Genomic DNA, 15,745 nt, shown 5'->3' with positions numbered 1-15,745 from the left:
TAAGAAGTTACTAAAAGCTGATTTCTGTATTTTGTATAGGAGTCAGCTTTTTAAAATTTTACTGACAACAGTCATTATTATAATAATACATATAATCATTTATAAATATTTTAAGCTCTTCTATTGCTCTGCAGTTTTTATAGTCAACTTCATCTTCCTTAGCAAGAATTTCTTCAATAGTTAACTCCCTATTAAGTGTTATTCTTAAATTTAAACTCCTACTATCTTCTAAATCTAAAACATCTTTTTACTCATCTTATAATCATTCCTTAGTTAATAAAATACAAAAAAATCCCATATAGATACACACACTTTTTCTCGTGTCAACTATATAGGATCCATTTTATATTATTAAATTAAGATATTATTTATTATCCATTATAAATTTCTTCATTTAAGTTATTTTCTGATTTAGACACATAAACACAAGTTGCAGCATCTCCAACTACATTCAATGAAGTAACAAGCATTTCTATTGGTCTGTTTATTGCAAGTATCAATGAATAAGCAAGTACTGCTGCATCATTTTGATATCCCATACCTGTTAAAACAGTAAATAATATTATAGCCCCAGCACCAGGAGCAGCCGGTGTACCAATTGATGCTATTAAAGCTAATAATGATATTATTAATATATTTCCTACAGTAACCTCATATCCAGAACTAGATGCTATAAATATTGCTGCGATAACTTGCATTATAGCAGTTCCGTTCATATTAATAGTCATACCAAGTGGTAATGTAAAAGATGCTATTTCTTCACTTACACCTAACTCTTCAACAACCGTTTTAGTATTTAAAGGAAGTGTAGCAGCAGATGAAGATGTAGAGAAACCAAATAAAGCTACTTTTGAAATTTTCTTTACAAATATCATTGGATTTAATCCAGTAGTAAAGTAAATAAATAAAGCGTATCCAAAGCTTAAAAATATCAGTAAAGCTATTGTAGCAGTACCAACATATGCAAGAGCTGGTTTTAAATGATCAACACCATAAATTGCAAAAGTTCTTGTTATTAAAACAAATATAGCTATTGGTCCAAATTTAGTTATAACAAATGTTAAGAAAGTAGTTATTATTTTATTTATATCTTGTAATAACTTCTTTAATACTAAAATTTCATCACCTAAAGAATTAATACAAATTCCAGTAACACTAGCTAAGAAAACTATAGATAAAACACGTCCATTTTCACCAAATACTGATGTTATATTATTTGGTATAGCTTGTACAAATACTAAAAGTGGATTGCTAGCAATACTTCCTTCACTTGAAGCTATATTATCTATACTTACATTAAATAAACCAAGTTTATTAGCAGTCAGTCCAAATATACCAGCTAGTATTAGTGCAAATAAAGATGTCCCTAAAAATCCTAATATTGTTTTATAAGATATACGACCTAATTTTTTTGTATCACTTATATTGCACATAGCAAGAGTTATTGATGTAAATACCATAGGTACTATTACTAATTGTAATGAGTTTATAAATAGTTGACCAACTATATAAAAGATTCCAATTGCATTACTTGCTTCTTTATTAGTTATATCTTGGAATAATAAATTATTTATCATAGTCCAAGTATCACTATTTCCACTTGAGATTAAATTTTCCCTTAAAAAAATAAATGATGTTCCAGCTATTAATCCGATTATTAAGGCAGTTGCCATTTTGATAGCTAATTTATTAGCATGATTTGTTGAAGTTTGAGTTTTATTCATAGTATCCTCCTAAAATTTTTTAGGATACCAAAAAAAGCCTTAATACCAATAGATATTAAGGCAAAAATACTACATTACGTACAATTCCTTATTAGTCTCACGGGACTATCTTAAAGGTATCCTATATTTTTTAATATACAATGTAAAAAAGTATGTGTCAACAAAAAAATACATTAAAGTATATATTTGGTAATATATGGTCAAAATTTGTATAATATAATTTGATTATTTATAAAAAATTATAATAAACTACAGAGGACTAATTAATTATGAAATACAAATCTATAATATTTGATTCAGATAAAACTTTATTTGATTTTAAAAAGCTAAAAGAGAATCATTTTATTTTATCCTAACCTTTATTATTTAGACATGATTTTATAGTTATAGCTAATAAAAGTGTTAAATATACTTGTTTTGATCTTGGCTCACCTGTTTTACACCACATCGCAAAATGTTCACAATTATGTGCAACTAAATTAAATTTATCTTCTCCTATAAACTCTCTTGCTCTTTTAACTACTTCCTCATTATTAAATTTTGCTTTTCTTTTATCTATATAATAACATGTTTTCCCACCTAAGAATCTATCCATGGTAGTTTCCCTTATATACATTTTTCTTAAAAACATGTCATCTAATTTACCATCATAATGAATTACACAATTTTCATTTATATATATTCCATAATGCCTATATAGATTATTCTTAGTATATATTATGTCTCCATATTCTGCCTTTGCCATAAACTATCCCCCTTGTAAATAGCTATACTATAGATTATGTTATTAAAAAAGTCTTTGTTACGGTTATTCTTAATATATTTTGTAACTTTTTTTGCATTGTTGTCATATTATTTATTAATCTGTAATTTTTAAAGGAGGTGTTCCCTTTGAGTAATAAATCCTCTAAAGAATTAAAAAATTGCAATAAGTGTAAAATAAATAACTGTAATAAAAATACTGCTACTTTAAAAACTTGTAACTCATCCCCTAGAAGAAATTGTAATAACAAAAATTTTGCAAATAATAAAAGGGTCAATTGTAAATCTAATTCTAATATTAGTCATCCTAATAAATGTTTTAACAATTGTAACTGCCATATAAATAACTGCAATTGTCATAAGAAATCTTGTTGTGGACTTTGGCCTTTATTATTTTTAGTATTTTTCTTATAAAATTCGTTTCACTCATAACGCCAACGACTTCGTCCGTTGCTTAAAATTCGTTTCACTCATAACGCCAACGATTTATTTTTTTAATAGTATGTTAATAAACCCCTTTAGCCACTTTATTAATAAAAATTTAGCTACCTTAAAGTATAATTTTTTATATAAAATTCTTATACTTTAAAGTAGCTATTTTTATGTTATAATCAAATTTAATATTATATTATTTATTCAAAAGGAGATTGATATGGAATATAAAGTTATTTTATTTGATGCAGATGATACTTTATTTGATTTTAAAAAGACAGAAAATTATGCCTTAGAAAATTTAATGTCTAATTTAGATACAGATTATGATAAGGATTATTGTATAAATATTTACAAGGAAATAAACACTAAAATATGGAAAGAATTTGAGGAAGGAAAAATTACCGCAGATAACTTAAAAGTTGAAAGATTCCAAAGACTTATAAATACACTTAATTTATCTGATGATGCTACAAGGCTTAGTGAGTTATATGTTAAATTTTTAAGCCAAGGATCATTTTTATATGAAGATACAAAAGATCTTTTAGAATATTTATCTAAAAACTACAAATTAGGTATAATAACTAATGGACTTGCTGATGTTCAACACAAAAGAATTAGAGAATCTGATGTAAGTCACTATTTTGATGATATTATTATATCTGGTGAAATTAAAATTGCAAAACCTAATCCTGAGATTTTTGAGTATGCACTTAAATCTTTAAACCACGATGATAAATCTTCTGTTTTAATGGTTGGAGATAGTTTATCTTCTGATATTAAAGGCGGATTAAATGCTTCAATAGATACTTGTTGGTGTAACTTAGCTAATAAGGTTAATAATACTGATATAGTTCCTAAATATGAAATTAATAATTTACTAGATTTAAAAAATATACTATAAAATTATGGATATAAATATGTTTATTTACAATTTAACTTATTTATATCCTTTTATTTTTCTATTATTTCTTATAATCTTTTATTATCAAAATATATTTTATCAATTTGTAATCAATTGTTTATTTTTACAGTGCATTTTGTAACTTTTTAAATATTAAAGTCATATTATTTACTAAAATGTATATTTTATCAAACCAAAGGGGGATTATATTTTGTTCAAATATAAGGGTTATAGAGGTAAAAAACTTAGCATTTGTAAACATTGTGGTAAACAAATTTGCTATTGCAATCATTCAAATACTTCTAATAATAGAAAACGATTAAACCATAGTTATTTAAATTATAAAGAATTTAAAGTTTGTGATAAATGTAATCATTATCCTTGCTGTTGCTCAAAATCTCAAAGTACAAAAAATTCTATACCAAAGAGTACCACTATTAATTATAATATAATCAATAATGATACAAATATAACTAATAATACTACTTTAGATAATAATCCTAAACTAAATTATAAAAGTATTTGTATATATGACAAACCATCTAGCACTACTTACAGCACAATTGTAAGCAATGCTACTTTAGATGAAGCTACTTTAAATGTTAATAGTTCATCTACAAATATTGATAGTTTACCTACTACTAACTTAGAATCTGAAGATTTAAGTTCTACGAGTAAAAAATTAAAAAATAAAAAATCTAGTAAAAAAGATAATAAAAATAACCCTAGAACTAAACGTTCTAAGAAAAAATCTAAGAAACATGATGATATAGAAGATTCTAATGAAAAAGCTAAACCTACTACTAAAATTAAAGAGTCTAAAAAAGAATCTAAAAAGACAAAATCATCTACTAAGAAATCTAATAAGCACAAACCTGATATCAATGAATTAGATGATGAATCTACAGATACTAATACTAAGGTTAAAAATTCTACTAAAGCATCTAAAAAATCTAGACCTAAAAATTCTAGTAAAAATAATAATGATTCTACTACTAATCAATCAATTTATCCTGATTATGAGGAGTACTAAACCATGTAATCTCATAGTAGGCTTCTTATAGTTTGCTCTTTTAGCATAGGATATATTTTAATACAATGTTGAAATTTAATACTGTTTGAGTAATAAAAAGATGGCTAGATTAGCCATCTTTTTATTCACTAAATATTTCGTACATCCCCATAAAACCTTCGGATACTAATAACTTACTTTCATTACCTTTTTGTAATTGAAATCCTCTACCAAATTGCTCAACAGTATAACCTTCTGATTCCATATAATTTGTAAAATCTTCATCGGATTTACTTATATATCTTAATGGTTTATCTGAAATTTTTTCGACTTTTCTTTCACTAATAGCTATTTGTGCTAATCCTTTTAGTCCAACAAATGGATTAGCTATTTTAGAAGAATAAGATATAGCTCCTAAAAACATAGCAATTACAATTAATACAAGGCCTCCAATAATATTTTTTCTCAAGTTAATTCCCCTTTTTCATATCTTTATTATCTTTTTTAATATTAGTTTTATCTATGCTTTAAATATACTTTATATATTTTTATTTCATCATCTTCTCTTACAACTACTTTGTACTCATTATAATGGGCATTATATGGTTGTGTAAATTTACACTCTATTACATATTCATTATCTTCTAACTCTAATAACTCTACATCTTTTAAAAACTTTCTATCTAATAATTCTCTTAATCTTTTAATATATATCACCTATCTTTTACTTAAATAATCTGTTGTTTTAGTTATTTCACTAAATAGATTAAATTTCCCATATAAAATTTTTTAATTATAAAAATATAGCTTATTAGACTATATAGTATTAAACTACAATTTAATCTTTTATTATTAAATATTTATATGGATTTAATGTAAGCTTTGATTCTAGGTTTATATAATCTTCATTAAATAGATCATATACTTTCTTATCTTTTAAGTAATCAGGAAGATCTATAGTTTTTTCAAAATCATTATTATTAATAATTATACTTATATTTTCTTTTTTAACTATTATAACATTATCTTTTGCTAATACCCATTCATTATTTACTAGCTTAAATTCACTATATTTTTTTCTTAAACTTATAATCTTTTTCATAAATGTAAGTATTTCTTTATCTTGCTTCTCTTCATCCCACACCATACATTCACGTTGACCTTCACAGTCCTTAGTTTGTACTCCAGTCATGCCAACCTCATCTCCATAATATATACAAGGAGCACCTAATTGAGTAAACATAAATAAATATGCTAACTTAAATTTATCCTTATTGTTATTACAGTATGAAAGTACCCTAGTTGTATCGTGACTTCCAAGTAAATTAAATCCAGATTCAATAGTTTGCATTTGATAATTTGATATTATATCATTTAATCTATATTTAAATTCAATTTCATCTATTTCATTTGTACAGAAAAACTTTATTAAAGCATCTGCAAATGGATAATTCATTACAGCATCAAATTGGTCCCCCATTAGCCAAGGTAGGCTATTGTGCCATATTTCACCTAATATATATACATCAGGCTTTATATTTTTTACTTCTTTTCTAAATTGTCTCCAAAAACTATGGTCAACTTCATTTGATACATCTAATCTCCATGCATCTATATCAAACTCTTTTATAAAGTATTTTCCTACTTCTAATAGATACTCTATAACCTCTTCATTTTCTGTATTTAATTTTGGCATTTCAGCCACACATGAAAATGTCTCATAAGGAATGTTTTTTGAATCAATTTTATTAAGTGGTGTGTCTACCTTATCAATATCCTTTATATAAAACCAATTTTTATATTTTGATTTTTCTTTATTTTTTATAACATCTTGCCATTGTTTAGAGTAGTATCCTATATGATTGAACACTGCATCTAACATTACCTTCATCCCTCTTTTATGGGCTTCTTTAACTAATCTTTTTAGTGTTTTTTTATCTCCCAAATGAGGATCTATTTTCATATAGTCTATTGTATCATATCTATGATTTGTATGCCCCATAGTTATAGGACAAAAATATAATCCAGTTACTCCTAAATCTTTTAGATAATCTAATTTATCTATAACCCCTTGTAAATCTCCACCCATGAAATTATCATTAGTTGGAGGTGTTGCCCAAGGTTTTGTATCTTTAGGATTTATGCTTTCATCTCCATTTGCAAATCTATCAGGAAATATTTGATACCAAACAGTATCTTTCACCCAACTTGGTATTTTAAGCACATCTATTTTATTTAAGTATGAATAAGCAAAAAATGATGATATGTCATTTAATTTTTTTTCATCGTCTTTATTTACTAATTCTATTATATATTTTTCAGTATATAAAAGCTTTTCATCTATACCATTTATTATAAACGAATATCTTGAACGCTTTGTTGGTGGATTGTATTTAGCTATAAAATAATCAAAATACTCTGTTTCTAATTCTTTTTCCATTTTTATATCGCAACTTGAAATCCACACTTTTCCACCAGCACCTAGGTTTCCTCCACCACCTTCTAATTCATCCCAAATATACTGATCTCCTATTCTTAAAAATACACTTTTGACTTCTCCCTTTTTAGCTCTAAGTCTTATATGAAGTGTATTTTCATCATATCCATAACAATAGTTACTTCTTGGTATATGAAGTAATGCTTCTCTTGTTATTTTTCTCATAAAAAATCTCCCCTATCTATCCATTATAAAATAAATTATATACTAATTTTATTGTATATGGTATCGTTTTTGATAATCATTTCACAATTTGTTTTTTATTATTCTCTATTTAAATAACTCGTTGTGCTAGTTAGATTTAATTATTGAAAATACTAGAGTTTAGAATAGTTTATATTCTTTGTAAAAAACTTTATGTAGCAATTTAAATATTTGTAGTAAAATAACTAGCACAACAGATTAAATAAATATTTATAGCCCTATTATATTTATGTTTAAAGTTATCTTAATATCAAATTTATGTTATTTATTACTTACAAATTATATAATTTCCTTATACGTAAAAAACAAGCTCGGAATATACCTAGCTTGTTTTTATACTATATCCTAAATTGACTCTTTTTAATATACTTTTTCCAACTACAATAGCAAGACTTAGTTTTATAATGTCTACAATTATAAATGGTATTACACATATTGTAAGACCTTTTACAATATCTGAATTAGTAACTATACAAAATTGAAGTGTACCTATTATATAACTTATTAATAAAGAACATATCATTCCAAACATAATTCCTATTGTAGACATAAATTTTTCAGAAAAATATCCTACCACAAATGCTATTATAGGAAATGATAATATAAATCCACCCGTAGGTCCTAATATTATACCTATTCCACCACTAAACTGTGCAAATACAGGCAATCCTATAGCGCCTAATAATACATATATAATTTGAGATATAAATCCTAATCTTTTACCTAAAACTAAGCCACATAAAGCCACTGCAAATATTTGCATAGTAAGTGGTACTGCTGGAAGTGGTATAGATATTTGAGTTAGTATCGCTGTTAAACTAGCAAATAATGAACATATCACCAATTCACTCGTTTTCAATTTCATATACATTCCCCCCTTTTTCGTAAACCTATTTTTTACGCTTAAGGATATTATAATACTTAAAAAATGTGGATAAATTCTGAATGTAAGTAATATCAATAAATTGGCTTTGAGCGTAAAAAAGATTTTGAAATGCTTCGCCCACGCAGTGGCTCAAGCAACGGACGAAGTCGTTGGCGACATGAAGTATTTCGCCGACACGTCGCTCAAGCGAAGCGAATTTTTTATTTTTAGTTTACAATTTAATTGTAGTCTTTATTTATATAAAGTCAATTAAATTTAAATTCATATACATTTAATAAATATGTCTTTATTTATATAAATAATCTCTTGTTAAAGGATTAGAATTATTAACTCCATTAGTAAATACTATTTGATGAAGATCTATAACACCTGTATTAAAACAAGCTGCACACGAATATAAATACATAGTCCACATTCTAACAAACCTTTCATCAAACATTTCTCTAACTTTATCTATATTATTTTCAAAGTTTTCAGCCCATTTAAGTAAAGTTTTCATATAATGCATTCTTAAACTTTCAATATCAATAGTGTAGAATTTATAATCTGCAGATAAAGATATTATTTCTCTTAAGCTTGGTATAACTCCTCCAGGGAATATATATTTTCTCATCCAAGCATCTCCTTCTGATTCAATTAATCCACTTATGTAATGAAGTACAAATATACCTTCTTTTTTAAGTACTTTCGATACATTTCTCATGAACAAGTCGTAATTAGGTCTACCTACATGCTCAAGCATACCAACACTTACAACTCTATCAAATGATAAACCTGATTTTTCAAGTTCTCTATAATCCATAAGCTTTACATCTAAATAATCTTGTAAATTTTCTTCTTTAATTCTACTTTTAAACTTTTTATATTGTTCTTCACTTAAAGTAATTCCTAATCCTTTTACTTTATAATTTTTAGCAGCTTCTATAAGAAGCGATCCCCAACCACAACCTATATCTAATAAACTTTGACCTTCATTTAGATTTAATTTTTTAAGTAAATGATGGATTTTGTTCATTTGTGCATCGTATAAAGAGTCATTTTCATTTTTAAAATATCCGCATGAATAACTCATCGTTTCATCTAACCATAAACTATAAAAATCATTTCCTAAATCATAATGATATGATACTTCTTCTTTTTGCTTTTTTTGAGATGTTAAATTAGAAAATATTTTTGGTAATCCCTTAAAGTCTGTAGGAAATTTACTTTTATACTTTAATACTGTATTTAGCATAGTTAAAAAATCTCCTTCAACTTCTAAATTACCATCCATATATGCTTCTCCAAATGCTAAAGTTGCACTTGATAATAATTCTTTTTTAGGTATTGGTTTATTTAAAGTAACCTTAAATAAAGGCTCCCCTTGTCCAACTTTAATCTCTTCTTCGTCCCATAACTTAACTGAAAATGATTCTTCTTCAAAATTATTTAAAAAAGATTTTATAAATATTTTATCAACACTCATATTAACTACTCCTTGAACTTATTTCTTATACTAAAATATCATTTATAAACTATATACATTATTTCCAAATAATTACTATTTATTCCTGAGTTTACATTAAAAAATTCGCTTCGCTTGAGCGACGTGTCGGCGAAATACTTCATGTCGCCAACGACTTCGTCCGTTGCTTGAGCCACTGCGTGGGCGAAGCATTTCAAAATCTTTTTTACGCTCAAAGCCAATTTATTGATATTACTTACATTCAGAATTTATCAACATTTTTTAAGTATTATAATATCCTTAAGCGTAAAAAAGTAGTGAGGAGCTCTCCTCACTACTTTTTATATATCAGATAATTTATATTATAAAGATTTAAATTTATATACTTTCTTGCCTTATATTTTCTATTATATTTTCTTTATTTATCTTTTTCATAGGTATATAAGATGCAATAAAAGTTATAATAAATATTCCTACAAAAGATATCATTATAGCATTCCATGGTATAACCATACCAAGATTTATAACATCTCCAAGAGTTTTATTCATAAGAATAGTTATCCCCATTCCTATTGGTATCCCATAAATTAATGATAAAGCTCCGTATAATAAACTTTCTAAATATATCATTTTATTAAATCCACTAGGTGTTACACCAATTGACTTAATTATAGCAAGTTCTCTTTTTCTTAGGTTTATATTTGTACTTATTGTATTTACTATATTTGTTATACTTACTAATGATATAACAACAACAAAACCATATACAAATACTTTCATTGCCATCATAGATTGTTCATTTTCTCTAGCATATTCAATCTCATCAGTAATGTTATATCCATATTTTTCAGCTATTTCTTTTATAACTTTTCTAGTATCATCTTCTTTATTTGTAGAAATATATATTCTATCTTTATTTACATCAAAACCTAACTTTTGTCCTACTTCATCATAAGTTATAAAATCAAGTCCCATATAAGATGATGATAAATGTCCTGGAAGTAAATCTTCCGTAGTAGCTAATACTTTTAGCTTAACAGGTATTCTTATTTCTTTATCATTTTTTTCATCATATTCTATCTTATAAGCATCTATTGTATCTCCTACTTTATAATTAGTTAAAGATACATCACCTTTTTTTCCTGGTTCTTCGTAGTAACTTTTATTTCTAAGTATTATACCATTTTCTTTTATTGCTGTTTCTTTATCAAATTTTCCAGTTTTTAATTTTAACTTGCTTATAGCTTCATCTCCTGGAAAGAAAAATAAGTTATTTGAAAAATCATATATAACTTCATCATTTTTATTTTCTTTAGTAAAATATTTTTCTATTAACTCTTTATAACTTTTATTTATATTATTTTCTTCTACATTTGTACCTATAGAATATTCATTATTGATACTAAAGTTTTCTATACCATTTAATTTTTTTAGTTCATTTATAATCTTATCATCTTCTACAAATCCGTTTTTATATAAATACAAATCATAGTTCATTTGCCCACTTTGCACTTTATTAGCTTTTATGAAAAGTTCCATAAATCCACTAAATGATATAAATATTACTACACTTATGATTAATGAGAATAATGTTATTCTAAATTTTTTCTTATTTCTTCTTAGATTTTTATAAGCAAGAACACCTTCAGTTTTAAATATAAATCTAACTATTTTTGAATCCTTAACTTTTCCTATTTTTAAATTGCTACTGTTTTTTATAGCTTCAAGTGGTGATATTTTTGCCGCAGTTATTGCTGGTAATATTGCTGATATACCTATTGTAATTAATACTATTAATATACTACCTATAATTATATACAGATTATAAACCACTCTTAAATTCATATCTGCTATAAAAGAATTTTCAAAATATCTTTGTATAAATCTAAACACTAAATCTATAGATATAGTCCCACAAACTATTCCTATTGGTATAGCTATAACACTTACTATAAAAGCTTCTATAAAGACCAGTTTTATAATTTGAGATTTTGTAGCTCCGATAGAATTTAATATTCCAAATTGTTTTTTTCGTTCACTAATTGAAATACTAAATGCATTGTAAACAGTTGCTATTGTACAAATTACAACTAAAGCTGTAACTATAGTTATTATCATATATATACTATTATTTATATGTGAATAAGCACTAGCACCTTGAAGTCTTAATAAATGCTCATTAAATGATAAATTTTCATAAAGTGTTCCTTGGTCATTATTATAATCATCTCCCGATATTTCTTTTACTTTTAATCCTAAATTTTTAGCTATCTTTGGAGCAATTTCATAAATTTCTGTTGGTTTATTTACAGATATTGATACATTTACATTTGTACTTTTATCTATATTATTTATATCTAAATAAGTGATGCCCGTAACAACAGCATCAGTTCCACTGCTTTCAAATCCAGGCTTTTCAATAGCCCCAACAATTTTAAAATCTTTTTTATCGGCATTGATTATTTTTTCATTTTCGTATGCCCATCGGTTTCCTTCTGTACTATTTCCATCTTCATCTACCCTTTTTCCGATATTAAAACTTATACTATCCCCTATTTTTTTGCTAGATTTTTTTAAATATTCTTCACTAAGTACTATTTCCTTATCGTTACTTGGAAATCTTCCATCTTTTAATTTAATTTGATATCCTTTAAAAGCATTTTCATCGTACTCTTTTATTTGAATCATATATTTATCATCTTTATCTAATTTAGCATAACCTAAATTTTCACTTAGTGCTGATTTTGAAATTCCTACACTATTTGTTATTGTATTTATGTCATTCTTTTTTATATCATAAAAAGTCGCGTGAAATTCCCCATCACTAGCTATAGTTCCTCTAATTTGATGATCCATAAGACTTACAAATATATTTCCTATACCACAAATAAGTGCTGTAGAAAGTATTATTCCTATTATAGTAACAACAGTTCTTCTTTTGTTTTCTTTTAAATATCTTAATGTAAGTGATGTATATAAATTCATTTATATCACCTCATCTTGCTTTATAGTACCATCTTCTATAGTTATAACTCTATCTGCTTGAAGTGCAATACTTGTATCGTGAGTTATCATTATTAATGTCTGATTATATTTTCTAACAGATAATTTTAATAATTCTAATACTTCTTTAGAATTTTTGCTATCTAAGTTTCCAGTTGGCTCATCTGCTAAAACTATAGATGGTCTATTTATTAAAGCTCGTCCTATAGAAGTTCTTTGTTGCTGCCCTCCACTTAATTCATTAGGAAGATGATTTGCTCTTTCTTTTAATCCTAATGTTTTTAATAAATCATCTAAGTAATCTTTATCTATTTTTCTATTGTCAAGTTCTGCCGGTAATAGTATATTTTCTTTTACACTAAGGACTGGTATTAAGTTATAAAACTGATATATAAGTCCTACGTTTCTTCTTCTAAATATAGATAAATCTTTTTCTTTTAAATTATATATATCTACATCATTTATATAAACCTTACCGCTAGTTGGCTTGTCTACTCCTCCTAGTAAGTGTAATAAAGTACTTTTACCACTACCACTTGGACCTACAATTGCTACAAATTCACCTTTATTTATTGATAAATTTATATTTTTTAAAGCATCAACTTTAGCTTCACCTTTGCCGTAACTTTTAGTTAAGTTTTCTACTTTTAAAATTTCCATGTTTTCCTCCATAAATCATTTAGTAATCTTACACTTATTAGTTTAAAACTTCATTCTTACTCTAAAGTGAATTTAATTATTACATTTTAGTCACTATAAGTTTTATGGATGACTATATGAAACTCTGTACCTTTATTTTTTTCACTTTTTACATAAATATCACCATTTTGACTCTCTATTATAGACTTTGCCATTGCTAGTCCAATTCCAACACTATCTTCTTTAGAATTACTTTTGCCTTTATAAAACCTTTTGAATATATGTGGTAAATCTTTTTTATCAATTCCTTCTCCATCATCTTTTATTATAATTTCTAAGTAAAGTGGGTTTTGCTCATATTTAATGTCTAAATTCCCACCTGTTGGTGTATGTTCTACACAGTTTTTAATTACATTTACTAAAGCCTCTGTTGACCAATTTATATCTCCAATATATGTAATATCTTCTTCTCCGCTTATACTAATATTAATATTTTTAAGTTCTATTGGAATAATACTTGGTTGTATCGCTCTAGTTATTAATTCTTTTACATTTACTTTTTCTTTATTAAAATCAATAACCTTAGCTTCTATTTTTGAAAGCTTTAATATACTCTTTATAAGCCATTCCATCCTAGTTAACTGTGACTTTATCTTATTTAAAAATTCATGCTTAGTTTCTTTTGAAATATCTCCATACATTAAATCATTTAAAATTATAAGAGAAGTCATAGGAGTTTTTAGCTGATGTGATATATCTGAAATAGTATCATTTAAAAATACTTTTTCTTTATTTAAAAGGTCCACTTTTTCCTTTAATATATTAGTCATTTTTAGTAATTCAGTTTTAAGTAAACCAATTTGTCCTTCTTGGTTTCTTTTTTTCATTTCAAAATCTCTTCCTTCTGAGCTATGATATACATAATCAGTCATATCCTTAATATCATTGTAGAAATTTTTAAAATAAACCATAACCATTAATATAATTACAAGAAAAATAACTACTATAAATAAAGCATTTAATCTAATTATTTTTGGTAAACTTGATTTAATAATAGGTTCATTATTTAAACTAATATTTTTATTATAGTTATACTTATTTAAAATATCTTTTCCTAAATTTAAGTTTTTCGTTGATTTTCCTTGGGTTATTACATTAATTATTTCCTTTTCAAAGCTAGGATTAGCCGCAACTATACTACCAATTATGGCTTGATTATTTTCTACTACTTTATTTTTAATTATATTTATACTTACAAAACTAATTCCTATAGAAAAAACTATCGTAATTGTAAACAATATTAAATAATTTCTTATAAATCCTTTTACCTCAACATTAGATAGAAACATTATTTTCACTTCCATTCCACTTATATCCCATACCTCTTACAGTAAGAATGTATTTAGGATCAGCTGAGTTGTCTTCAATTTTTTCTCTAAGACGTTTTATATAAACAGTAAGTGTGTTATCATTTACAAAATCATAGGTAACATCCCAAAGCTTTTCTAATATTTTAGACCTACTTAATACTGTGTTGTTATTTTGTATTAAAATTAATAATAACTTATATTCAATAGAAGTTAAAAACACTTCTTCTCCATTTTTAAATACTCTTGCTTCTAAAGTATGTATACTTAAATCTCCAAATTTAAGCACTTTTTTACTTTCATTATAAATACCTTTTCTTCTAAGTACAGCCTTTATTCTAGATATAAGCTCCCTTACTCGAAAAGGTTTTGTCATATAATCATCTCCTCCAATATCTAGACCCATTACAATATTTACTTCTTCATCACAAGCAGTCAAAAATATTATAGGTGTTTCATTATTTTCCCTTATTTCTTTACAAAAATCATATCCATTTCCATCTGGAAGCATAACATCTAATAATATAATGCTATATTCCTTTTCTTTTATATTATTTCTAGCACTTTCTAAATCTTTACATATATCAATATTAAAGCCTTCTTGCTCTAGTGCATATTTTACTCCAAAGGCTATTGTACTATCATCTTCAATCATAAGTATATTTATCATAAATTTCTCCAATCTTATTTATCATAATATAATTATTATACATTAACTAAATTAATATAATAAGGTCAATAAAATTACTAAATAGTCACATTATAATTTAAAAATACCTAAATTAACTCGTTGTGCTAGTTAGATTTAATTATTGAAAATACTAGAGTTTAGAATAATTTATATTCTTTGTAAAAAACTTTATGTAGCAAT

At 25.5% G+C, this 15,745-nt stretch carries 14 protein-coding genes; 3 read left to right on the top strand and 11 right to left on the bottom strand.

Features of this window, described 5'->3' with window-relative positions:
- Positions 1-371: 371 nt before the first annotated feature.
- Together CRIB_RS03935 and CRIB_RS03930 are read right to left on the bottom strand one after the other, a co-directional pair.
- Positions 372-1,724 (bottom strand): dicarboxylate/amino acid:cation symporter, encoded by a 1,353-nt coding sequence (locus CRIB_RS03935; RefSeq protein WP_180703235.1) that lies wholly within the window; start codon positions 1,722-1,724, stop codon positions 372-374.
- 352 nt (positions 1,725-2,076) lie between these two features.
- Positions 2,077-2,469, bottom strand: coding sequence for a lecithin retinol acyltransferase family protein (locus CRIB_RS03930; RefSeq protein ID WP_180703234.1), 393 nt, complete (start codon positions 2,467-2,469; stop codon positions 2,077-2,079).
- Positions 2,470-2,615: 146 nt separating this feature from the next.
- Between CRIB_RS03930 and CRIB_RS03925 the strand changes: the two genes are divergently transcribed.
- From CRIB_RS03925 to CRIB_RS03915, 3 genes are all read left to right on the top strand, one after another.
- Positions 2,616-2,900: a hypothetical protein gene (locus CRIB_RS03925; protein ID WP_180703233.1), complete on the top strand. Its 285-nt coding sequence runs from the start codon at positions 2,616-2,618 to the stop codon at positions 2,898-2,900.
- 238 nt (positions 2,901-3,138) lie between these two features.
- Positions 3,139-3,822: a YjjG family noncanonical pyrimidine nucleotidase gene (locus CRIB_RS03920; protein WP_180703232.1), complete on the top strand. Its 684-nt coding sequence runs from the start codon at positions 3,139-3,141 to the stop codon at positions 3,820-3,822.
- A gap of 211 nt (positions 3,823-4,033) precedes the next feature.
- On the top strand, positions 4,034-4,855 hold the full coding sequence (locus CRIB_RS03915) for an FYVE zinc finger domain-containing protein (RefSeq protein ID WP_180703231.1): 822 nt from the start codon (positions 4,034-4,036) through the stop codon (positions 4,853-4,855).
- A 121-nt stretch (positions 4,856-4,976) separates the two neighbouring features.
- On the opposite strand, the gene CRIB_RS03910 is transcribed toward CRIB_RS03915, so the two are convergent.
- The 9 genes from CRIB_RS03910 to CRIB_RS03870 all read right to left on the bottom strand — a co-directional run bounded on the left by CRIB_RS03910 (position 4,977) and on the right by CRIB_RS03870 (position 15,544).
- A complete protein-coding gene (locus CRIB_RS03910) occupies positions 4,977-5,303 on the bottom strand; it encodes a hypothetical protein (RefSeq protein ID WP_180703230.1) in 327 nt (108 codons plus the stop codon).
- A gap of 47 nt (positions 5,304-5,350) precedes the next feature.
- Positions 5,351-5,551, bottom strand: coding sequence for a hypothetical protein (locus tag CRIB_RS03905; RefSeq protein WP_243633570.1), 201 nt, complete (start codon positions 5,549-5,551; stop codon positions 5,351-5,353).
- Positions 5,552-5,672: 121 nt separating this feature from the next.
- Positions 5,673-7,496, bottom strand: a complete 1,824-nt coding sequence (locus CRIB_RS03900) for a glycoside hydrolase family 13 protein (RefSeq protein WP_180703229.1) — start codon at positions 7,494-7,496, stop codon at positions 5,673-5,675.
- Between the two features lie 361 nt (positions 7,497-7,857).
- Positions 7,858-8,400: a biotin transporter BioY gene (locus CRIB_RS03895; protein WP_180703228.1), complete on the bottom strand. Its 543-nt coding sequence runs from the start codon at positions 8,398-8,400 to the stop codon at positions 7,858-7,860.
- Between the two features lie 307 nt (positions 8,401-8,707).
- A complete protein-coding gene (locus CRIB_RS03890; protein WP_180703227.1) occupies positions 8,708-9,886 on the bottom strand; it encodes an SAM-dependent methyltransferase in 1,179 nt (392 codons plus the stop codon).
- A 357-nt stretch (positions 9,887-10,243) separates the two neighbouring features.
- Positions 10,244-12,850, bottom strand: a complete 2,607-nt coding sequence (locus CRIB_RS03885) for an ABC transporter permease (protein WP_180703226.1) — start codon at positions 12,848-12,850, stop codon at positions 10,244-10,246.
- Positions 12,851-13,528, bottom strand: coding sequence for an ABC transporter ATP-binding protein (locus CRIB_RS03880; protein WP_180703225.1), 678 nt, complete (start codon positions 13,526-13,528; stop codon positions 12,851-12,853).
- An 86-nt stretch (positions 13,529-13,614) separates the two neighbouring features.
- On the bottom strand, positions 13,615-14,871 hold the full coding sequence (locus CRIB_RS03875; protein ID WP_243633569.1) for a sensor histidine kinase: 1,257 nt from the start codon (positions 14,869-14,871) through the stop codon (positions 13,615-13,617).
- Positions 14,843-15,544, bottom strand: a complete 702-nt coding sequence (locus CRIB_RS03870; protein WP_180703224.1) for a response regulator transcription factor — start codon at positions 15,542-15,544, stop codon at positions 14,843-14,845. The genes CRIB_RS03875 and CRIB_RS03870 overlap by 29 nt, the downstream gene beginning before the upstream one ends.
- Positions 15,545-15,745 lie beyond the last annotated feature (201 nt).

Origin of the sequence: Romboutsia ilealis (genome assembly GCF_900015215.1) — a bacterium.
GTDB lineage: Bacteria > Bacillota > Clostridia > Peptostreptococcales > Peptostreptococcaceae > Romboutsia > Romboutsia ilealis.
Note: the sequence above shows the minus strand (reverse complement) of the source record. Positions and strands in the feature narration are given on the sequence as shown.